Source organism: Rahnella inusitata (assembly GCF_003263515.1).
Taxonomy (GTDB): Bacteria; Pseudomonadota; Gammaproteobacteria; order Enterobacterales; family Enterobacteriaceae; genus Rahnella; species Rahnella inusitata.
Window position 1 is genome coordinate 161,163 of sequence record NZ_JYDE01000019.1, and the last position, 20,126, is coordinate 181,288.

The window sequence follows — 20,126 nt, forward strand, 5'->3', positions numbered from 1 at the left end:
TGCACATAGAACCCCAAAGGGCGTAGGCCTTTAGGGATAAATTAGTTGTAATTGTAGGTATTTATCGCGCACGAACAGCGATAGCTATCAAAGATTAACGGGAGATGTGAATTTTTTTCTGGAAATGTGATGGAATACCAACAAATTATGCAAGGACGTTATAAACAAGCAACAAAAAAGGGACTTTCAGCAGAAAGTCCCTTTTGATTTAGTGAGTTAACGATCAGTGAACGTTATCATTTCCGGAGACAACGTTGCCGCCGCTGGCTTTCAGTGTCGCCATATCCATCGCGTCAAATGCATAATCTGAACCGCAGTAGTCACAGTGCATCTCGATTTTGCCATCTTCTTCCAGCATTTCGAGAATTTCGTCATCCGGCAGCGTCAGCAGTGCACCGGCGCAGCGTTCACGCGAACAGGTACAGCGGAAACACACATCCTGCGGTTCGTACAGAGTGACTTCTTCCTGATGATATAGGCGATAAAGCACTTCATTGGCGGGCAGATTCAGCAGCTCTTCGGCTTTGATGGTCGCGGTAAGCTGCGCAAGATGGCTGAATTCTTCTGGATCGGTCTCTTCAGCAGGCAGAACCTGTAACAGCATACCGCCGGTCGCTGGCTTGCCTTCCACTTCACCGCTGCGGATGAAAATACGGGTCGGGAGCTGCTCAGACTGCATGAAATAGTTTTCCAGACACTCAGCCAGGTTCTCGCCTTCCAGACCGACAACGCCCTGATAACGTTCGCCAGCAGTCGGGGAAATGGTGATCACCATGTAGCCGTTACCAATCATCTCTTTCAGCGAACTGCCTTCTTTGATTTCGCCTTGCAGACGCGCGAGGCCACGCAGTTCCTGAAGATTGTTGCCATTAATCACCGCCAGTTTCAGCGGGCCATCGCCCTGCAATTGCACGGTGATGTCACCGTCAAATTTGAGCGTGGCGGTCAGCAGGCTGGTTGCGACCAGCATTTCGCCCAGCAAATTACGGACGTCTGCCGGATAGTCATGCCCGGCAACGATCTGCTGGAAAGTTTCGTGGAGCGAAACCAGTTCGCCGCGCACAGCGTGATGGTTGAACAGGTAACGGTGTAACTGGTCGTGATTAGACATAACGTTCTCTCTGTTTGGCGGCGTTTATTCTGCGTCGCCATATTTAAATTTGATCAGGGTGCGGCGTTCCTTTTTATCCGGACGTCGGTCCGGATGGGGCATCGCATTCATTTTCCGTGCCTGAGAGATTTTCTCCCGGCTGGCAATGCTGGCCTCGGTTTCCTGATAAAGCGTTTGTGCTTCTTCCGCACTGCGGCGCTGAGTTGTCAGCCCTAAAACAATGATCGTTTTTGCATCGGTTCCCTGACGCAGGGTAATTTCGGCATTCAGTTCCATCAGCTTGCTCGGTTTTCCGCGCTGGCCGTTGTAATGCACTTTGCCGCCATCAATCATCTCGCGCGCCAGCGCACGGGTCTTATAAAAACGAGCCGCCCACAGCCATTTATCGAGACGTACTGCGTTGTCGTCTTCTTCCTTTTTACCTTTCATCTTTCCCCCTGAAACGTGCCGGAACTACTGAGCCGGGCCTGTTATCGGGTGAATCGAAGGCAACAGGTCGCGGTAGTCATTGATCGAAGGATGTCCCTGAAATGACTTATTCGCACCGGTTGAATCCGGATTCTCTATACCCAGACAATAGCGGATACCAAAGGTTTTTGCCGCATTCAGAATCGGCTCCCCGTCATCGACAAACAGCGTTCTCTCGGGGTTAAAGCCCGTTTGCTGCTGCACGGCAGCCCACAAACGTTGATCTTCCTTTGGATAACCAAATGTGTGGGTGGAAAGTAATAAATCAAGGTGCTTATCCAAACCGGTGTGTTCAATCTTCACTGACAGGCTGTGAGGATGCGCATTAGTCAGCAAAATGGTTTCGCGGCCACTTTCCCGCAGATGCTGCAAGAACGGCCTGGTATCGTCACGAAGTTTGGCATTTTTACCGATGTTGGTGGTCATCTGGTAGATGTCCAGATCCAGCCGCTCGCTCCAGTAGTCAAAGCAATACCAGTTCATGGTGTGCTGGACGGCCAGATATTCGTCATGAATTATCTGGCGGGCATTTTCCAGCGGGATAGCGCGTTGCAGGCTCAGCGCCTTAGGCACGTCCTGCAACCAGAACTGGCTATCGAAGGCCAGATCAAGCAGCGTGCCGTCCATATCCAGCAAAACGGTATCGATATTGTTCCAGTCGAGATCAAGGGGCATGGAAACTCCATATCCTGCGGGCATGAGCATGGCAGGAGAGAAAAAACGTAAGCAGGGAAGGGCGTCAGAATAACATAAACTCTCAGGGTGGCGCAGAGCCACCCTGAGTTTCAGCTCAGGGTATGCGCTGGTACGGGCATCATCGTGGGGTGAAAGCAGGCGTTATAATGCTGCTCAATGTCGTCAATACGGCGCTTATCTTTAATAAAGCGGCGGATAAAGAGAACGGTATTGACCAGCAGAACGCCAAGCAACAAGAACAGCAGCATGCTGGTGCCCAGATAGCGCCACAGCGTCGAAATATCCGGTTCACTGTGCAGCGAGATATGGCGTGTACCGTTGGCATCGATGCTGATACTGGTGATCACGCCCTGAGCGCTGAACGGGGTATGCAGCAGCTGCGTTGACAAGTGTTGTAACTGCTTCCACTGATCCTGCGGCGGATTACCGTACAATCCGACCGGCGGCACAGGCTGTTCCACCAGCTGACGACCTTCGTCATTGCTGATAAGGAACCCACCCGGAGGAGGGCTGTTCAGGCTTTCTGCGGCGCGGCGGGTTTCCTGAATGAAGAAGGAGGACGTCGCGTTATTGACCAGCTCACTCAGCGATTGCGCGCTGACCGGTCGCAGCAGGACGTTGATCCCCTGTAACGAGCCCGCTTTCGCGCGTTTCACCAGCGTACTCCAGTTATTCGAGTTCCCCAGATTCACCAGCGCATTTTTCAGGCGTACGCATTCATTGGTTTTGCTGCCGCACAGCGTGTCGGTTTTCAGCACAATATCGGCGAAATCATCGAGCAAAATCATGCCGGATTTCTCGATCGCGGTCGCCAGCTGCGGGTTGATGTTTTGCTCGAGATTTTCACCCGGATGCATCTGATTGTTCACGGTAGTTTGCAGCGCGGTGGCGGCATCAATAATTTCAGACTGCGGCACCGGCAGCGGTGCGGCGTTGTTCCAGTAAATCCCCGAACAGTCGAACGGCAGGAAACCCGATGCGCTGCGGTTGGTCGCAGGTGGCACGTAGCACATGCCTGTACCCTGAACTTTCAACGTATCGCCGACGCGCAGTGCTGTTTTTTCCAGATCCTGCACACTGTTGACCTGCGCACTTTGCGCGCCCTGTAGCCACGCTATGCTGAGTTTCAGCGGTAAACCGAGAGGCACATACACCAGCAGCATAAGCAATAACAGAAAGGCGCTGGTCGCCAGCACCAGATTCTTGCCCCAGAGCTGCAGCGGGAATTTTTTGACTTCATCGTGCAACGACAGATAGCTGCCCTGACGGACGACGTGGCTGTTCATGTACAGCTCGATATCCGTTGGCTGGCCGAGGTCGCGGCCGATAAAAGGTTGCCAGTGCGGCGGATAAATCAGGTCGACGGTGCCGAGCGAAATATTGCTGATATCCCCCTGCTTAGATTCGCCAAACAGTCCCCAGCGTTTAGGTAAGCCCCGCAGGCAATGGATTTCTTTGCGGTTTTTACCTAAACGTTCGGAAATCACCCGCCAGCCGACCCATCCTGCGAGCACGGCGGCAAGGGTAAGCAGCCACGGCAAAAATACGACAGGGCTGAGCAACGTAATAAACAGCAAAAGCAAAATACCGGAAACCGCCAGCGCCTCTTTTACACCGCTCGAGCGGGTCAGCGCGTGCTCTTCGCGCGTTTCACGGCGCACCTTCACCATCTCGATATGTTCGCTTTCTTCATGACGAATCGAGGCATTTTGCGGCTGGGAGGGAAGAACCGTTGAAACCGGCGCCGGACCTTCGTAAACGTGGTCCGCCAGCGTATGACCATTGAGAGAGATGACCAGAGGCATCGATTGCGTTTTAATCAGCTCTACCTGATTTTCCTGCGCTATGTATTGCTCCCAAAAGGGGGGCAGGTGGATTTCAGTCGCATCAAGAAAATAGCGTCCGCTGTTGGTGTCTTCGCTGGCTACACCGTAGCGAGTGATGGCGCGCTTAAGGCTGTAAACGTGTTCACTTTTGGTGGTCAGGATGAGTTTATCGCGCAGGATAATCAGATTATTGCGGTGAGTGATCGGCGTTTGTCCCAGCCCTTCACTTTGTCGCAGATACCGTTCTACGGCGTCGCGCTCTTGTTGCGACAGTTTTCGCTGGCTGGGGGTGGGGAAATGTACCACGGACTCGTCGCGTTGGCGGCGTCGCAAGGCAAACCAAAAGAAACTTCCAGTGGCAATGATTGCGATACACAACAACACCAGTGTCACGACTACTGTGCTCATCCGATCCCCGTTCTGACGTGGGCGACTTACGTCAACTCTGTGAAAGTATTATACATAAATTGAAAAGACATAAACCTCATGCATGATTTGCACGTCACCCTATTTTCTACAGGGTTTTCATTATTTGACTGATATTTATGCACAAGTGTTTTAATGATAAAAACACCACGCTAGAGAGTATCCGTAATTGTACTTTAATGGGTATCGGTATAATCCTATTTTGAATCGGTCTGGTTTTTGTTACAGCAAAATTGTGACGCGAACATGGCAACGCGTTCTTTTTGCACGATGTCAGGGACAAAAATCCGGCGGTTCGCGCTGAATATGCCGTTTTCAGCGGAACTTATACGCAGTAAAGATTGCGGTTCAGGCTTGCCTTAACGCACAATGTTTTCTGATAGCAATGTTCAATAATCCATATGAACCCATTACGACACCCGCAGTCAGGTGAATAAAAGTTGGGGATGAAATGACACAACACCTGCAAAAACCAAAAATCCTGAAGGTGGAAACCGTAGCGCGTTCGCGTTTGTTCACCATCGAGTCTGTAGATTTGGCGTTCAGCAACGGCGCGGAACGCGTCTACGAACGCATGCGTCCGTCCGATCGCGAAGCGGTGATGATCGTGCCAGTCATTGGTGAAGATCTGCTGCTGATCCACGAATACGCGGTGGGGATCGAAAGCTATGAGCTGGGTTTTCCGAAGGGGCTGATCGACGCAGGCGAGAGCGTGCTGGAAGCCGCTAACCGCGAGTTGATGGAGGAAGTCGGCTACGGCGCAGGGCATTTTGACGTGCTGGCAAAGCTGACGATGGCGCCTTCCTACTTCTCCAGCCGCATGAACATTGTGATTGCGAAAGGGTTGTACCCAAAGAGCCTGGAAGGCGATGAGCCCGAGCCTTTACCACAAACCCGCTGGCCTATTGCGCGGATGATGGAATTGCTGCAACAGCCCGATTTTTGCGAAGCCCGTAACGTCAGCGCTTTATTCCTGGCTCATGATTTCCTGACGCGCAACGCCCGCTGAACCGTCCGTTTTCCTGAAAAATCGTCAATAAAAAAGCCGGTCATACATCATGCAGACCGGCTTTTTTCTATCGGATTTAATCAGGCGTTAAACGCCTGACTCACTCTCATCAGAACAACTCATGTTCCTGACCGTTGTCCATGATAGTCGTTCCGACTTCATGCACCGCATGTTCCGTCGGCTGAGTTCCGTCAATGAAGTATTCCGCACGACTGCCACCGCCCCCGTCGGATAACTTCCCGGTACTCTTATCGATAGTCACCGTCACGATGCCCGGAGGCGGCGTCTGCTTCTCTTCAGGCACGCCTTCCAGCACGGCTTTCATGTAGTCATCCCACGCCGGTTGTGCGCTCTTCGCGCCGCCTTCTGCGCCCGAGATTTGATCTGGGATCACACCGGAAGCCGTCGAACGGCCAAGGTCACGGCGGTGATCGTCAAAACCAATCCAGACGGAGGTGACCACGTTCGGGCCATAACCGGAGAACCAGGCGTCTTTCGAACTGTTGGTTGTCCCGGTTTTGCCGCCGATGTCGTGGCGCTTCAGATCACGACCCGCGCGCCAGCCTGTTCCCATCCAGCCAGGCTCGCCGAAGATGTTGGAGTTCAGCGCGTCACTGATCAGGAACGACAGCGGCGTGCTGATAACGTGCGGCGCGTACTGTTGCTCTGCATCCACCTGCGGAGAATTGGCCGGAACCTGTTCCAGCTGCGGCGTTGGTACGGCGTTGTTATTGTTATTCACCGAGGTGGCAACGTTTTCCACGTTGTCATCAGACAACACCGCCGACTTCTGCGTATCGCCATAAATCACCGGAATATTACAGGTGCGGCAGGCGATTTTCGGTTTGGCTTCAAACAGAACTTCGCCGGATTCCGCCACAATTTTGGTGATGAAATACGGGTCAACCAGATAACCGCCGTTGGTCAGCGTCGCATAACCCCGCACTACCTGTAACGGGGTGAACGATGCCGAACCCAGCGCCAGTGACTCGGAATGAACAATGTTGGCAGCCGGGAAGCCGAAGCGCTGCAGATATTCTGCCGCGTAATCCACACCCATCGCACGCATCGCACGCACCATCACCACGTTCTTCGACTCACCCAGCCCCTGACGCAGGCGGATTGGACCCGCATAGGTCGGTGGTGAGTTTTTCGGTCGCCAGTCCTGACCGGCACCCGGATCCCAGCGGGTGATCGGCATGTCATTGAGGATAGTGGCCAGGGTCAGCCCTTTATCCATCGCCGCGGTATACAGGAACGGTTTGATGTTCGAACCGAGTTGACGCACAGCCTGATTCGCACGGTTAAATTTGCTCTGATTGAAATCAAAACCACCGACCAGCGCTTCAATCGCGCCGTCGTTTTGATTCAGGGAGACGATGGCGGAGTTCACATCAGGAACCTGTGCCAACCACCAGACATCGCCCACTTTACGCACCCACACCTGCTGACCTGGCTGAACCACGTCAGAGACTTTCTTCGGTGTCGGGCCTTGTGCGTTGTCATTACGGTAAGGACGTGCCCAACGCATACCGCTGAACGGCAGGCTGATTACGGCGCGGTTAGACATCGTCGCCGTGGCCTGCGCGTCGTCAATCGAGGTAATGACCGCCGGGAACAGTGGCCCGTAGACCGGCAGCGTTTTCAGCGACTGGACGATTTTATTCTCATCCCACGCCGGTTCGCCCACTTTCCACATCTGATTCGACGGGCCGCGGTAACCGTGGCGCATATCGTAATTCAGCACGTTGGTCCGCAGCGCTTCCTGTGCGGCCAGCTGGGTTTTCTTCGTGATGGTAGTGTGAACCATATAGCCGTCGTTATAGGCGTTATCGCCATAACGTTTCACCATTTCCTGACGCACCATTTCTGTCAGGTACGGCGCGGAAAACTCAATATGTGGGGCGTGATAATTCGCGACGACCGGTTCAGCACGCGCCTGATCGTACTGCTCCTGCGTGATGTATTTCTCATCCAGCATACGGGCCAGCACGGTATTGCGACGGGCAACAGAGCGATCGTGGGAATAGAGCGGGTTGAACGTTGACGGTGCCTTAGGCAGACCGGCAATGACCGCCATTTCGCTGAGTGTCAGCTGACTCACGTCTTTCCCGAAGTAAACCTGCGCTGCAGCACCCACGCCATAGGCACGATAACCGAGATAGATTTTGTTCAGGTAAAGCTCAAGAATTTCATCTTTGGTCATCATCTGCTCAATGCGGATGGCCAAAAACGCTTCCTTGATTTTACGGGTCAGCGTGCGCTCAGGGCTTAAGAAGAAGTTACGTGCCAGCTGCTGAGTGATGGTGCTCGCACCCTGTGAGGCGTGGCCGGACATCAGCGCAACGGATGCCGCACGGAAGATACCGATCGGATCCACACCGTGATGCTCGTAAAAACGGCTGTCTTCTGTCGCGATAAACGCATGCACCATTTCCGGGGGGATCTGGCCGAGTTTCAGCGGGATACGGCGCTTCTCACCGTACTGGGCGATAAGGTCGCCTTCGGCACTGAAGACCTGCATGGGTGTTTGCAAGCGCACGTCTTTGAGCGTGGCAACATCGGGTAGCTGTGGCTCGATATATTTATACAAACCGAAGATCGAGGCCGCTCCCAGCAAAATGCAACACACTGCAAGAATCAATAAATACTTTACGAACTTCACCTGAGATTTCCCATTTAGTGTCAATTGGGCAGTTTATAAACAACCGCGCGGTAGTATAAAGGCAAGCCTGCAACATGGATACGTACTTTTATTTACTTGACGATATGGAGATTGGGCGAAAATGCGACTACAAGCATGGCAGGTAGGTCTGGATATTCAAGCCGGTTTTGCCCGCGCGATCGCCGTACAAAGGCGGCGTCATGGCTGGCAATTACGTCACTGGTGGCAGCATCCGCTGCCTGACTTCACGTTGCGGGAGGGGATATTACATGAGACCGCGCCGCTGATCGCCATTTTATCATTCTGGCGCAAAACCTTACCTGCCAGGTTGTCACTGAGAATCAGCCTGCCGGCACAGCGCATCATGCAGCAACGCATGGTGGCACCTGATGCGCGGATGCAGGATCCCGCCCGCAGCGCCTTCATCTTCAGTCACGCGGCGAAACAATTTCCTCTGGGCGTTGAACATCTGGTGATGGATTACCGTGCTGACCCGTGCGGAGATAATCAGATCGTCGTCACCGCCGCACGGCAACAGGAGATCATGCAGTGGATGGAGTGTCTTGCGCAGGCGCAGCTTTTCCCTGAGGTTATCGAACTGACACCCTGCGCACTTCAGGTTGCTGCTCATGCGGCCCGGCTTCCCGGTGATGCGCTGCTGATTCATCCGCTGGACGACGCCCTTCTTTGGGCTTCGCCGCACAGCCTGCCGTTCCAGTTTGGTTTGTTCGACAGCACGCAAGCACGGGCGGATGCAGCGCTTTCCGATCTCATCCGGTCGCAATATCGTGCCGGTGCGCTGTGTGCCACAGAAGCTTATTACAGCGGCGAAAATCCTCCTTCCGGAATGCAATGCTGGTCGCCGCTCAGCGCGATAAGTCAGTTATCCGCCCCTTTACCTGCCAACCCGGGCGACTTTGCTCCCGCTGTTGGGCTGGCGCTAAGACCTGTGGATTGCTGATGCTACAGGTCAACTTATTGCCATGGCGGAAGGTACATCGACAGCAACGGGTGCGTTTCTGGCTAACCGTTTCGGTGTGTTTTCCAGCGTTGCTGCTGGTGAGCTTGCTGGGTAGTGCTGTTTTTTTGGCTCAGCAACGGACCCTTTTACAACAACATCTTGCTGCCCTGAAACACGCTTCTCAGGCGCTTTCTCTGCAGCAAAGGAGTGTGGAGACGGCGTCGGCACAGGTAAAAATACTGCTCGCGCAGCGTTTGGTTAGCCAGCAGCGGGCGCAGCGGAGCAGGGACTCCCTGCAAATGCTGATCTTGTTGGCAGAAAAAATACCAGAGGAGGTTCGGCTGAACGACCTGGTTGAACTTCAGAACCAGCTGACGCTCACCGGCGAAGGGCGGTTTTATCACGACATTCTGGCTTTTCGCGACACGCTGGCGACAGGTGACTTACTCCGGGATGTCACTCTGAGCGATGTACGGCAGCAATCCGGTGTGATGCTGAGCTTTGTGCTGAAGATGCAGCTGCGTCAGCCACCTGAGCAGGGAACGTTGCCATGAATAACCCACTTTTGCAGCGTCTTGAGCCGCTGATGCGAAAACCGGGCTGGCAGTTGGCTACCATGCTGGCGGGTGCGATGACGCTTATCGCGCTGGTGATATATCAATGTCTTTTCCGGAGTATCTGGCTGCAACAGACAGAACTGGAGCAGCAGATAAATGAGATCCGCCAGGTAGTGACTCATGCGCAGGTGGCCTTGCTGCGCGGAGCGCCACTGTCGCGTTTGCAGAATATGCTGAAAGAAAATGCAGGGGCCGAAAACGACATCCTGCCGCTGGACCAGCAATTTGCGCCGCCGTTGAAGGCCTCGCAAGCCGCGCTGGTTCGCTGGTCGCCCGCACCTGATCAGCAAGGCGAACTTCAGCTGCACGGTTCGTTTGGTGCACTGATGCATTTTCTTCAGGTATTGCAGCAGCGCCCGTGGCATCCGGCGTTCAGCGAACTCAATCTTCATGCCACGGAAAGCGGCCTCGCCGTTTCTCTTTTGCTGACCCAAACAAACGAAGCTGCTGACGGCGATGAAGTCACGGTCCCGGAGCATGATCCTTTTGCTCCCCTGCCATCCCAATCCTGCGCCGGTGAAACCCTGGCTCCCACGTGGAGTCTGGGTGGCATCACGCAGGCAGAAGGCCAGCAGTTTGGCTGGTTACTGTCGCCAGATGGCAGTTGGAACAAAGTCGAAACGGGCACGCAGATCGGCACGCCGCTGTGGACGGTCGAAATGCTGGATGCCTCACAGGTAGAACTCAGCATCAGCGATGCCCGCTGCGGCGAACAACGCCAGACTCTCCGGTTTGGTCACTCGGGTACGTTTCCAGGGAAAGGAAAAAAATGAAACACGTTTATCGGGCCGCTCTGTGGCTGCCGTTTTTCTTATATTTCAGCGTCATCAAGGCGGACGAGCCTTCGTCGGTATCTTTGGAATTTCAAACCGCGCCGATTGAAATGGTCTTGCAGGCACTTTCCGATACGCGGCAGCTTAATCTGATCACCGCGCCGGGTGTGGAAGGGCAGATCAGCGTAAAGCTCAAAGAAGTACCGTGGCAGCAGGCGCTCGACATTATCCTGCGCATGAATCATCTCACCAGTCAGCTTGAAGGAAATGTTCTGCTGATTTCACCGGCAATTGACCCGCTTGCGCGCCAGCAACAGGTCAAAGAGGCTGAAGAACAGCAGGCTGACCAGCGGCCGATCGTCAGCCTGACCTTTCCGCTTCAATATGCCGATGCCAAAGAAACGGCGCTGAGCCTGAATGCACAAAAAGGCACGCTGTTATCTGTTAAGGGCAATGCGTCTGCGGACAGCCGCACCAATACTCTTTTATTGCGCGATACGCAGGAGGCGCTGGATATCGTCACGCCGTGGATTAAAGAGTTAGATCTGCCGCTGCAACAGGTACAACTGGCTGCACACATCGTGACAATGAACAGCGAAAGCCTGCGGGAGTTAGGCGTTCGCTGGGGTTTCACCGGCGATGAACCGATCACTAAAGCCGTGCGAATGAACAATTTCAGTATGGGAATGCCGGTGGAAAACCCGATATTTACCGCCGGGTTCAATCTGGCACACATCAGCGGACGGATTTTGGATCTGGAGCTGACCGCGCTGGAGCAGGAAGACAAAGTCGATATTATCGCCAGCCCGCGCCTGCTAACGGCGCACATGCAAACCGCCAGTATCAAGCAGGGCACGGAGATTCCGTATCAGGTGTCCAGCGGGGCGAGCGGCAGTACGTCCATCGAATTTAAAGAAGCGGTACTCGGTATGGAAGTGACGCCTAAGATTCAGCGTGACGGGCGCATTCAGATGGCTTTGCAGATAAGCCAGAATATGCCGGGGCGCAGTATCAAGCAGTCCGAGGGAGAAGCGTTGGCAATCGACAAGCAGGAAATCAAAACGCAGGTCACGGTGAAAGATGGCGAAACCATCGTGCTGGGCGGCATTTTCCAGCGCAAAAACCAGAAGACCGACACCAAAGTCCCGGTAATCGGCGATATTCCGGTGGTCGGTTCCTTGTTTAAACACCAGTATATGAATGAACAGCGACGCGAGTTGGTGATTTTCATCACTCCAACCTTAATCCGCGCCCAATAAACGGGTATTTAGTGCTAACCTAAATCGCACAATCACGTTGAGCACATGCAACTTTTTGTGTCGTGAGAGGCTTCTGAGTTTGACGCTGCGGTCGATTTAGCTTACAAGGGTTACCGAATTGAGCACCGTGATCTTTTTTTACTGCAGACACGCCGATAAAAACGTACGTTTTCCCTCCTGCGGCGTGCAATGCGATTTATTCGGTTGCCAAACTACCAAGAGTGTTGAGATAATTTTTTTCTGATCTCGCACTATCGCTCATGAGGTTTCAGTTTAGGTCCCGCCGCTAATTTGATTGGCGGGGCGGGTTATCATCAACGAAATAGTCTTAGTAATACCGAAAAACATGGCAGAGAAACGCAATATCTTTCTGGTTGGGCCTATGGGTGCCGGCAAAAGCACTATTGGTCGACAGTTAGCTCAGCAACTCAATATGGAGTTTTTCGACTCCGATCACGAAATTGAGCGACGTACCGGAGCTGATGTGGGCTGGGTATTTGATTTAGAAGGCGAAGACGGATTCCGCGACCGCGAAGAAAAAGTGATCAACGAACTGACCGAAAAACAAGGCATCGTTCTGGCAACTGGCGGGGGTTCCGTTAAATCACGTGAAACCCGTAACCGTTTGTCAGCGCGTGGCGTTGTCGTCTATCTTGAAACTACCATCGAAAAACAACTGGCGCGTACACAACGCGACAAAAAACGTCCATTATTACAAGTGAGTGCTCCGCCGCGTGAAGTGCTTGAAGCACTGGCGAGAGAACGCAATCCTTTGTATGAAGAGATTGCCGACGTCACTATTCGTACCGATGATCAAAGTGCCAAAGTCGTTGCCAACCAGATTATCAACATGCTGGAAAGTAACTGATTATTGGTTTCTATCATTGCCTGAGGGTGTCAGTTAAAGAAGGTCACAGAGCACGACATGGAGAGGATTACCGTAACGTTAGGGGAACGTAGCTACCCCATTACGATTGCTGCCGGATTGTTCCACGATCCGGCTTCTTTTATGCCGGTAAAGGCAGGCGATCAGGTCATGATAGTGACCAACGAAACCCTCGCTCCTCTCTATCTGGACGCTATACGTTCAGTGCTGGAGCAGGCAGGCGTTCGTGTTGATCAGGTGATTCTGCCTGATGGTGAACAATACAAATCCCTGACTGTTCTAAATGACGTGTTCTCCGCGCTGCTCGAAAAGCCGCACGGACGTGATACCACGCTTGTCGCCCTTGGCGGCGGCGTCGTCGGTGATTTAACCGGCTTCGCTGCGGCCAGTTATCAACGCGGTGTGCGCTTTGTACAGGTGCCTACCACGTTGCTCTCTCAGGTCGATTCCTCCGTTGGCGGTAAAACGGCGGTGAACCATCCCCTCGGAAAAAACATGATCGGCGCGTTCTATCAGCCTGCGTCGGTGGTGGTTGATCTCGACTGTCTGCGCACTTTACCTGCCCGTGAAATGTCATCGGGACTGGCAGAAGTGATCAAATACGGCATTATTTTGGATGCCGACTTCTTTGTATGGCTTGAAGACAACATGGATGCCCTGTTGGCGCTGGATATGAACGCGCTGGCTTATTGCATCCGTCGTTGCTGCGAGCTGAAAGCTGAGGTTGTGGCAGCCGATGAACGTGAAAACGGCATGCGCGCCTTACTGAATCTGGGCCATACTTATGGCCATGCTATTGAAGCAGAAATGGGTTATGGCAACTGGCTGCACGGTGAAGCCGTGTCCGCCGGGATGATGATGGCGTGTTATACCGCTCATCGTCTTGGTCAGTTCAGTCTGGGCGATATCGCCCGGGTGAAAACTTTACTCACCCGCGCGGGGTTACCGGTGACGGGGCCGCAGGTTATGAAAGCCGAAGCCTATTTGCCGCACATGATGCGTGATAAGAAAGTACTGGCTGGCGAACTGCGTCTGGTTTTACCCAAAGCAATTGGACAGTCCGAAGTACGCTCCGGCGTATCGCATGAAATGGTGCTGGCTTCGATTGAAGATTGCCGTTAAAACTGTGGCCACTTTTTTGGCCAGATAACGACCGATTTCACCCATGCCAGCAAAGCGTTATATTTTTTAGTCAGGATAGTTGCTCCGCGTGAGGCCTGTTACGGGCTTTTAGCCGGGTTGGAGGTTTTAGATGGATGATTTAACACCGGAAGACGATCTCAAGCCAGATACCAGCGATCGCCGCCCACCGCGCGCGCGCAAACCGTCTCCTTCCCTACCCAAGGTTCCTGTTAACCGTCAGTACGTGATGATTGGCATCGGGATTGTGGTATTGGTCCTGCTGATTGTCGGCATAGGTTCCGCCATGAAGTCCCCGACATCGAATCAGGCCACTCAGCAAAACAACGGTCCAAAAGATATTAATCTTGCGGGCAATGACGCTGCTGCACCGGCTCAGCCTTCTGCACAAGCGCAGGCCAATACCGCACAGGCCGTCAACGGACAGCAGCCACAAAGCATTGGTTTACCGCCCGTGTCATCAACCCCAACCGAAGCGCAACCTTTGCCGGACAATGGCCAGAAAGAACGTGTGGATCTGCCTGGTGACATGAGTGATGCTTTATCTTCCCAACAGAATCAGGTGGATGGCGTTGCGCAGGGCAGCATGGATCAGGGTGCCGCAACCAGTGGTGCTGCACAATCTCTGACGTCGTTACCGACCGCTGCGGCGACCGTCAACGGTTCAGCGCGCACGCAGACGCCTGGCGTTTCCCAGCCGCAAACCCCGCATACCCGTCCGGCGCAAACGCCACGTAATCAGCAGTCTGCTCATACGGCGAAACCGGTTGAGCACAAACCTGCGGCGACCGCCTCGCACACGGCGAAACCTCAGGCGACCAAATCTCAGGCCGCCTCAGTACCCGCCGTTTCTGCGCCGGTAGCCTCGGGTAGCGCGTCAGCCATTAAGTCTGCGCCTGGCTCACACTTCACCCTGCAATTAAGCGGTGCTTCGCAGTCCAACACACTGAACGCATTTGCCAAACAGTCCGGCCTGAAAAACTATCTGGTTTATCAGACTGCACGCGACGGGAAGCCGTGGTATGTGCTGGTGAGTGGTAACTATGCGTCTTCTGCCGAAGCCAAACGTGCTATTGCCAGCCTGCCTGCGGAAGTTCAGGCGAAAAAACCGTGGGTTAAACCTGTACATCAGGTACAGCAAGACCTGAAAAAATGAATCTGATCTCAACGCGATTTGCTGTCTAAAAACAGGATACAATCCGCGGCTGTGAATTGTATAAGTAGCTAACTGACGGCATGAAGAAGAACCGCGCGTTTTTGAAGTGGGCTGGCGGCAAATACCCGCTGATTGATGACATTAAACGTCATCTTCCGGCGGGAGATTGTTTGATCGAGCCTTTTGTTGGCGCGGGCTCAGTGTTTTTAAATACTGAGTATGACGCTTACATTCTGGCGGATATCAACAACGACCTGATTAATCTCTACGATATCGTGAAAACACGCACCGACGAATTTGTGCGTGATGCCCGTGTGCTTTTCACGCCAGAGTTTAATGATGCAGATCGTTTTTACGTCCTGAGGGCTGAGTTTAATGCCAGCAGCGATCCTTATCGTCGTTCGGTACTTTTCCTCTATCTGAACCGCCATTGTTACAACGGCCTGTGTCGTTATAATCTCAGTGGGGCGTTTAACGTGCCTTTTGGCCGTTATAAAAAACCGTATTTCCCGGAAGAAGAACTCTACTGGTTTGCTGAAAAAGCCAAAAATGCTCTGTTTGTTTGTGAGCATTATGAGGAAACGTTGCTGAAAGCGAAGGCCGGTTCGGTGGTGTATTGTGACCCACCTTATGCGCCCCTCTCTGCAACCGCGAATTTTACGGCGTACCACACCAACAGCTTTAGCATGGACGATCAGCGCAAACTGGCGCGTCTGGCGCACCAGCTCTCGAGTGAGAATGCGGTGCCGGTGCTGATCTCCAATCATGAAACACCCCTGACGCTGGAATGGTACGCAGAGGCGGAACTGCATCGCGTATCTGCCCGACGTACTATCAGCAGCAATATTGCCCTGCGCAGCAAGGTGAATGAACTTTTAGCGCTCTATCGCTGATTGCCGGTTTGCGCCGCAGTCAACAGGTAACCTTATCGTTTGGAGAAGCGGATGAAACAGTTTTTGATTGCCCCGTCCATTCTGTCGGCTGACTTTGCCCGTCTGGGTGAAGATACGGCGAAAGCACTGGCCGCTGGCGGCGACGTGGTTCATTACGATGTGATGGATAACCACTACGTCCCGAATTTAACGATGGGGCCTGCCATCCTCAAAGCGCTGCGCGACTACGGCATTACCGCGCCGATCGACGTTCATCTGATGGCCAAACCGGTGGATCGGCTGATACCTGATTTTGCCGAGGCGGGCGCGACCTATATTTCTTTCCATCCTGAAGCCTCCGAACACGTTGACCGCACGCTGCAACTGATTAAAAGCCACGGTTGTAAAGCCGGTCTGGTTTTCAATCCGGCCACGTCGCTGAGCTATCTTGATTATGTGATGGATAAGCTGGATGTGATCCTGTTGATGTCGGTGAACCCCGGCTTTGGCGGACAATCGTTTATTCCAGGCACGTACGACAAACTGCGTCAGGTGCGTAAACTGATCGACGACAGCGGCTATGATATTCGTCTGGAAGTCGACGGCGGCGTGAAAGCTGAAAACATCCGCGAGATTGCAGCCGCAGGCGCAGACATGTTTGTCGCCGGTTCTGCCATCTTCAACCAGCCGGATTACCGTACCGTGATCGACCACATGCGCAGCGAACTGGCGCAGGTGTCACATGACTGAGACCCTGACCGCGCGTGGTGTGGCATTTGATTTAGACGGCACGCTGGTCGACAGCGCGCCGGGTCTGGCGGAAGCCGTGGACATGGCGTTGCGTGATTTTGATTTACCTCCTGCGGGCGTTGAACGCATCAGCACCTGGATTGGCAACGGCGCAGACATTATGGTCGAACGTGCCGTACGCTGGGCCGAAGGCGATATGTCGCCTGCGTTTTTGCAAAAAATCCGTGACAAGTTCGATCACTACTACGCCGGTACCGCCGCTTCCGGCAGCCGTCTCTATCCGCAGGTAAAAGAAACGCTGGCCGCCCTTGCCGCGCAGGGCTTACCTTTGGGTCTGGTGACCAACAAACCGACGCCGTTTATCGCGCCTCTGTTGGAATCACTGGGCATCGGCAACTATTTCACGCTGGTGTTGGGCGGGGATGACGTCGTGGCGAAGAAACCGCACCCGGCACCACTGTATCTGATGCTGGGCACGCTGGGCTTACGCGCCAGTGAACTGGTGTTTGTTGGCGATTCCCGCAACGACATTCAGGCGGCACAGGAGGCGGGTTGCCCTTGTGTTGGTATGACTTACGGATATAACTACGGTGAAACCATCGCGCTGAGCAAACCCGATCGCGTGCTGGAAAATTTTGCCGACCTTTTGCCCGCTTTGGGGCTGTCATCTTTAAAAGATCAGGAAGCATAAAATGAGTAAACCCATCGTATTTAGTGGCGCACAGCCCTCCGGCGAACTGACCATTGGCAACTACATGGGTGCGCTGCGTCAGTGGGTCAAAATGCAAGACGATTACGAATGCATTTACTGCATCGTCGATTTGCACGCGATCACCGTGCGTCAGGATCCGGTGAAGCTGCGCAAAGCAACGCTCGACACGCTGGCGCTGTATCTGGCTATCGGCATCGATCCGAAGAAAAGTACTATCTTCGTGCAGTCTCATGTTCCTGAACATACACAGCTAAGCTGGGCGCTAAACTGCTACACCTATTTTGGTGAGCTGGGTCGCATGACGCAGTTCAAAGACAAATCAGCGCGCTACGAAACCTCAAACAGCGAAAGCATTACTGCGGGTCTGTTTGATTATCCGGTGCTGATGGCGGCGGATATCCTGCTTTACCAAACTAATCAGGTGCCCGTCGGTGAAGACCAGAAACAGCATCTGGAGCTGAGCCGCGATATCGCCAGCCGTTTCAATGCGCTGTATGGCGATGTGTTCACCGTGCCTGAACCGTTCATTCCGAAATCCGGTGCGCGCGTGATGTCGTTGCAGGAACCGACCAAGAAAATGTCTAAGTCGGATGACAACCGCAAAAACGTGATAGGCCTGCTGGAAGATCCGAAAGCGGTGACCAAAAAAATCAAAAGCGCGATGACCGATTCCGAAGAGCCGCCAGTCATTCGTTACGATGTGAAAAATAAACCGGGTGTGTCGAACCTGCTGGATATCCTGTCCGGCGTGACTGGGCAGACTATCGCCGAACTGGAAGCGCAGTTCGAAGGCCAGATGTATGGTCATTTGAAAGGGGCGGTTGCCGAAGCCGTATCCGGCATGCTGACTGACGTGCAGGAACGTTATAACCGTTTCCGCAGCGACGAAGCTTTGCTGCAACAGATCATGCAAGAGGGCGCAGAAAAAGCCCGCGCACGTGCCAGCGTCACGCTGAAAAAAGCCTATGAAGCCATTGGTTTTGTCACGCTGCCGTAATCTGTGATTTTGTAGTAAATCTGAAAACCACGTCTTTGGACGTGGTTTTTTGCTTTCTGGCCTGCAAGCGCCGGATTACGAACCGGCGCTGAAGTTATAGGTAAACGTGGCGTTATAGCGCCAGTCGCGTGAGTTGCTGTCGATCGGCAGATCGCCGATTGGCCGCGCCGCCTCTACCGACAACGTATAGTGACGGTTATCGCCAAACATCACGCCAATGGCATACGACGACAGATTTTGCTTAGGCAATCCCTGCTGATTAAATTCGGTATGTGCCGCATCAACCACCGTATAAGGCTGAATGGTTTTTAGCCATTCGCCCTGATCCAGGTTGTGTATGTAGCGCATTTCGACCTGCCCGCCAACGCCGTAATCGCCCTGGGCATCGCTGTCCGGATACCCCCGGCCATAATGCAGCGCGCCAAAATTCACCCGTTCAGGCTCCGGTAAATCATTATCCGACCAGTCACCTTCCACGGATGTACTGAGTCGCCATTTCTTGTCGAACAGGTAGGCCGCATCGCCGTTAAATTTCCAGCGGGTAAACGTCAGATCGGCATTGGGCGTGCTGTTGGTCGCACCGAGTCCATCCATCCCCTGGCGCACATTGAATTTGGTATTCCAGTAAGCCTGATCGTATTCGCGGTAACCGGTCAGTGAGATTTCCGCTGCCGGATAGCGTATCCGCTGACTGATGCCCGGCAGTTGCACCTGGCGCTCGCCACGGCGCGCCACTAAATCGTAATCATACTTTTTATCGAGATAATCCAGTTCGCCGCTGACGGTCCATTGTTGTTTGCGCGTCAGTTTAAGCGGATAGCTGAACACCACGCCGCCGTTGTACTGCGTCTGGGTGTTCTGCGACCCGACAGTAATGCCATCGGGCAACGAAAGTATGGTGTTGTAATCCTTATCTTTCTGTTTGTAATAGCTGCCTTTGAGCTGCATAAGCAGGCCGTCGTCGCCGAGATATTGCTGATAGTTCAGCCCGGCGTAGGTTTTGCGGGTGTCGCTTTCCAGCGGGATGAGCGTCGCGATGCCGAGCTGTTCGCCGTAGGTGCTCAGGCCGCTCAGTGTCGCGTTGACCACCGCGGAGCTGTCGCCTTTACGGGTATCGACAGCGGTGGCGATGTTCCAGTTACGCGGCCGCAGCGCCTGTACATTCAGCGTTGTTGCACCGTAAATATTGTTGGGATTGTTGGCCGACGCGGTGACTTTAGTGTCCGGCGTGCGGCTCATGAGAATCGTATAGCGCTCGAAGGTATCCTGCGTCAGCGGCTTTTCTTCCATGATGTGCTTCGATAATTTACTCAGCCAGCGGCCGACCTGCTGGTTGTCACTGTGGATCTGGGTGGCGGAAATATACCCTTCTACCAGCCCGATTTTCACCACGCCGTCCTGAAAATTTTCCGCCGGTAAGTAGGCGTAAGAGAGCACAAACCCGTCGCGGTGATAGCGCTGGGTGATCGAATCGGTCGCGGCCAAGAGGGAAGATAAGGGCACTTTCTTGCCGACGTATTGGCTAAAAGGCGCGGCCAGTGAATCCAGCGGATATGCGGTACCGCCGACAAACTGAATATGCTTCACGTCGATAAGCGTCTGCGGCGTCAGGTCAGGCACCGATTTTTGCGCCGGTAAATTGATTTTTTGCGATTTGGCCGGGGGCTGGGAAATCGGCGTAGCCAGTTTGGCCGGATTATTCGGGTCGATTAAAGTGGGGAACATGTCTGCCGAACTGTAACCAATGGCAGAACCCAATAAAGCCACTATGCAGGATTTTATTCTCATAAATATTCCTTTGA

Annotated in this window: 18 protein-coding genes; 12 read left to right on the forward strand and 6 right to left on the reverse strand. The window is 53.6% G+C overall.

The window, feature by feature from the left end; translation table 11 throughout:
* Window positions 1–223: 223 nt before the first annotated feature.
* The 4 genes from hslO to TU92_RS12550 all read right to left on the reverse strand — a co-directional run bounded on the left by hslO (window position 224) and on the right by TU92_RS12550 (window position 4,509).
* On the reverse strand, window positions 224–1,111 hold the full coding sequence (gene hslO, locus TU92_RS12535) for an Hsp33 family molecular chaperone HslO (RefSeq protein ID WP_112167556.1): 888 nt from the start codon (window positions 1,109–1,111) through the stop codon (window positions 224–226).
* 24 nt (window positions 1,112–1,135) lie between these two features.
* Window positions 1,136–1,540, reverse strand: a complete 405-nt coding sequence (hslR, locus tag TU92_RS12540; RefSeq protein WP_112167557.1) for a ribosome-associated heat shock protein Hsp15 — start codon at window positions 1,538–1,540, stop codon at window positions 1,136–1,138.
* Window positions 1,541–1,564: 24 nt separating this feature from the next.
* On the reverse strand, window positions 1,565–2,254 hold the full coding sequence (yrfG, locus tag TU92_RS12545; protein WP_112167558.1) for a GMP/IMP nucleotidase: 690 nt from the start codon (window positions 2,252–2,254) through the stop codon (window positions 1,565–1,567).
* A gap of 110 nt (window positions 2,255–2,364) precedes the next feature.
* A complete protein-coding gene (locus TU92_RS12550; RefSeq protein ID WP_208640455.1) occupies window positions 2,365–4,509 on the reverse strand; it encodes an intracellular growth attenuator family protein in 2,145 nt (714 codons plus the stop codon).
* Window positions 4,510–4,978: 469 nt separating this feature from the next.
* Between TU92_RS12550 and nudE the strand changes: the two genes are divergently transcribed.
* Window positions 4,979–5,536 carry an ADP compounds hydrolase NudE gene (nudE, locus tag TU92_RS12555; protein WP_112167559.1) on the forward strand — a complete coding sequence of 186 codons (558 nt, stop codon included), beginning with the start codon at window positions 4,979–4,981 and terminating at the stop codon, window positions 5,534–5,536.
* A 109-nt stretch (window positions 5,537–5,645) separates the two neighbouring features.
* Here the strand turns inward: nudE and mrcA are convergent, their stop codons facing one another.
* The gene (gene mrcA, locus TU92_RS12560) at window positions 5,646–8,201 is read right to left on the reverse strand and encodes a peptidoglycan glycosyltransferase/peptidoglycan DD-transpeptidase MrcA (protein WP_112167560.1); all 2,556 of its coding nucleotides are present in this window, start codon (window positions 8,199–8,201) and stop codon (window positions 5,646–5,648) included.
* A 121-nt stretch (window positions 8,202–8,322) separates the two neighbouring features.
* Between mrcA and pilM the strand changes: the two genes are divergently transcribed.
* From pilM to trpS, 11 genes are all read left to right on the forward strand, one after another.
* The gene (gene pilM, locus TU92_RS12565) at window positions 8,323–9,162 is read left to right on the forward strand and encodes a pilus assembly protein PilM (protein WP_112167561.1); all 840 of its coding nucleotides are present in this window, start codon (window positions 8,323–8,325) and stop codon (window positions 9,160–9,162) included.
* On the forward strand, window positions 9,162–9,716 hold the full coding sequence (locus TU92_RS12570; protein WP_112167562.1) for a PilN domain-containing protein: 555 nt from the start codon (window positions 9,162–9,164) through the stop codon (window positions 9,714–9,716). The genes pilM and TU92_RS12570 overlap by 1 nt, the downstream gene beginning before the upstream one ends.
* The gene (locus tag TU92_RS12575) at window positions 9,713–10,552 is read left to right on the forward strand and encodes a pilus assembly protein PilO (RefSeq protein ID WP_112167563.1); all 840 of its coding nucleotides are present in this window, start codon (window positions 9,713–9,715) and stop codon (window positions 10,550–10,552) included. The genes TU92_RS12570 and TU92_RS12575 overlap by 4 nt, the downstream gene beginning before the upstream one ends.
* A complete protein-coding gene (gene hofQ, locus TU92_RS12580; RefSeq protein WP_112167564.1) occupies window positions 10,549–11,811 on the forward strand; it encodes a DNA uptake porin HofQ in 1,263 nt (420 codons plus the stop codon). The genes TU92_RS12575 and hofQ overlap by 4 nt, the downstream gene beginning before the upstream one ends.
* Before the next feature lie 346 nt (window positions 11,812–12,157).
* Complete coding sequence (gene aroK, locus TU92_RS12585; RefSeq protein WP_014333540.1) at window positions 12,158–12,679, forward strand: shikimate kinase AroK; 522 nt, start codon at window positions 12,158–12,160, stop codon at window positions 12,677–12,679.
* Window positions 12,680–12,736: 57 nt separating this feature from the next.
* Window positions 12,737–13,819: a 3-dehydroquinate synthase gene (gene aroB, locus TU92_RS12590; protein ID WP_112167565.1), complete on the forward strand. Its 1,083-nt coding sequence runs from the start codon at window positions 12,737–12,739 to the stop codon at window positions 13,817–13,819.
* 130 nt (window positions 13,820–13,949) lie between these two features.
* A complete protein-coding gene (locus tag TU92_RS12595; protein WP_112167566.1) occupies window positions 13,950–14,993 on the forward strand; it encodes an SPOR domain-containing protein in 1,044 nt (347 codons plus the stop codon).
* Between the two features lie 80 nt (window positions 14,994–15,073).
* Complete coding sequence (dam, locus tag TU92_RS12600; protein ID WP_112167567.1) at window positions 15,074–15,886, forward strand: adenine-specific DNA-methyltransferase; 813 nt, start codon at window positions 15,074–15,076, stop codon at window positions 15,884–15,886.
* Between the two features lie 51 nt (window positions 15,887–15,937).
* On the forward strand, window positions 15,938–16,615 hold the full coding sequence (rpe, locus tag TU92_RS12605) for a ribulose-phosphate 3-epimerase (protein ID WP_112167568.1): 678 nt from the start codon (window positions 15,938–15,940) through the stop codon (window positions 16,613–16,615).
* On the forward strand, window positions 16,608–17,306 hold the full coding sequence (locus TU92_RS12610; RefSeq protein ID WP_112167569.1) for a phosphoglycolate phosphatase: 699 nt from the start codon (window positions 16,608–16,610) through the stop codon (window positions 17,304–17,306). The genes rpe and TU92_RS12610 overlap by 8 nt, the downstream gene beginning before the upstream one ends.
* 1 nt (window position 17,307) lies before the next feature.
* The gene (gene trpS / locus TU92_RS12615; protein WP_112167570.1) at window positions 17,308–18,324 is read left to right on the forward strand and encodes a tryptophan--tRNA ligase; all 1,017 of its coding nucleotides are present in this window, start codon (window positions 17,308–17,310) and stop codon (window positions 18,322–18,324) included.
* Between the two features lie 75 nt (window positions 18,325–18,399).
* Here trpS and TU92_RS12620 read toward each other — a convergent pair whose 3' ends face one another.
* Window positions 18,400–20,112 carry a ShlB/FhaC/HecB family hemolysin secretion/activation protein gene (locus TU92_RS12620; protein WP_112167571.1) on the reverse strand — a complete coding sequence of 571 codons (1,713 nt, stop codon included), beginning with the start codon at window positions 20,110–20,112 and terminating at the stop codon, window positions 18,400–18,402.
* Window positions 20,113–20,126 lie beyond the last annotated feature (14 nt).

What these genes read in the sequence shown, in the direction of transcription:
- hslO (WP_112167556.1), bottom strand. Translation starts at nt 1,111, where the DNA reads ATGTCTAATCACGACCAGTTACACCGTTACCTGTTCAACCATCACGCT.
- hslR (WP_112167557.1), bottom strand. Translation starts at nt 1,540, where the DNA reads ATGAAAGGTAAAAAGGAAGAAGACGACAACGCAGTACGTCTCGATAAA.
- yrfG (WP_112167558.1), bottom strand. Translation starts at nt 2,254, where the DNA reads ATGCCCCTTGATCTCGACTGGAACAATATCGATACCGTTTTGCTGGAT.
- TU92_RS12550 (WP_208640455.1), bottom strand. Translation starts at nt 4,509, where the DNA reads ATGAGCACAGTAGTCGTGACACTGGTGTTGTTGTGTATCGCAATCATT.
- nudE (WP_112167559.1), top strand. Translation starts at nt 4,979, where the DNA reads ATGACACAACACCTGCAAAAACCAAAAATCCTGAAGGTGGAAACCGTA.
- pilM (WP_112167561.1), top strand. Translation starts at nt 8,323, where the DNA reads ATGCGACTACAAGCATGGCAGGTAGGTCTGGATATTCAAGCCGGTTTT.
- TU92_RS12570 (WP_112167562.1), top strand. Translation starts at nt 9,162, where the DNA reads ATGCTACAGGTCAACTTATTGCCATGGCGGAAGGTACATCGACAGCAA.
- TU92_RS12575 (WP_112167563.1), top strand. Translation starts at nt 9,713, where the DNA reads ATGAATAACCCACTTTTGCAGCGTCTTGAGCCGCTGATGCGAAAACCG.
- hofQ (WP_112167564.1), top strand. Translation starts at nt 10,549, where the DNA reads ATGAAACACGTTTATCGGGCCGCTCTGTGGCTGCCGTTTTTCTTATAT.
- aroK (WP_014333540.1), top strand. Translation starts at nt 12,158, where the DNA reads ATGGCAGAGAAACGCAATATCTTTCTGGTTGGGCCTATGGGTGCCGGC.
- aroB (WP_112167565.1), top strand. Translation starts at nt 12,737, where the DNA reads ATGGAGAGGATTACCGTAACGTTAGGGGAACGTAGCTACCCCATTACG.
- TU92_RS12595 (WP_112167566.1), top strand. Translation starts at nt 13,950, where the DNA reads ATGGATGATTTAACACCGGAAGACGATCTCAAGCCAGATACCAGCGAT.
- dam (WP_112167567.1), top strand. Translation starts at nt 15,074, where the DNA reads ATGAAGAAGAACCGCGCGTTTTTGAAGTGGGCTGGCGGCAAATACCCG.
- rpe (WP_112167568.1), top strand. Translation starts at nt 15,938, where the DNA reads ATGAAACAGTTTTTGATTGCCCCGTCCATTCTGTCGGCTGACTTTGCC.
- TU92_RS12610 (WP_112167569.1), top strand. Translation starts at nt 16,608, where the DNA reads ATGACTGAGACCCTGACCGCGCGTGGTGTGGCATTTGATTTAGACGGC.
- trpS (WP_112167570.1), top strand. Translation starts at nt 17,308, where the DNA reads ATGAGTAAACCCATCGTATTTAGTGGCGCACAGCCCTCCGGCGAACTG.
- TU92_RS12620 (WP_112167571.1), bottom strand. Translation starts at nt 20,112, where the DNA reads ATGAGAATAAAATCCTGCATAGTGGCTTTATTGGGTTCTGCCATTGGT.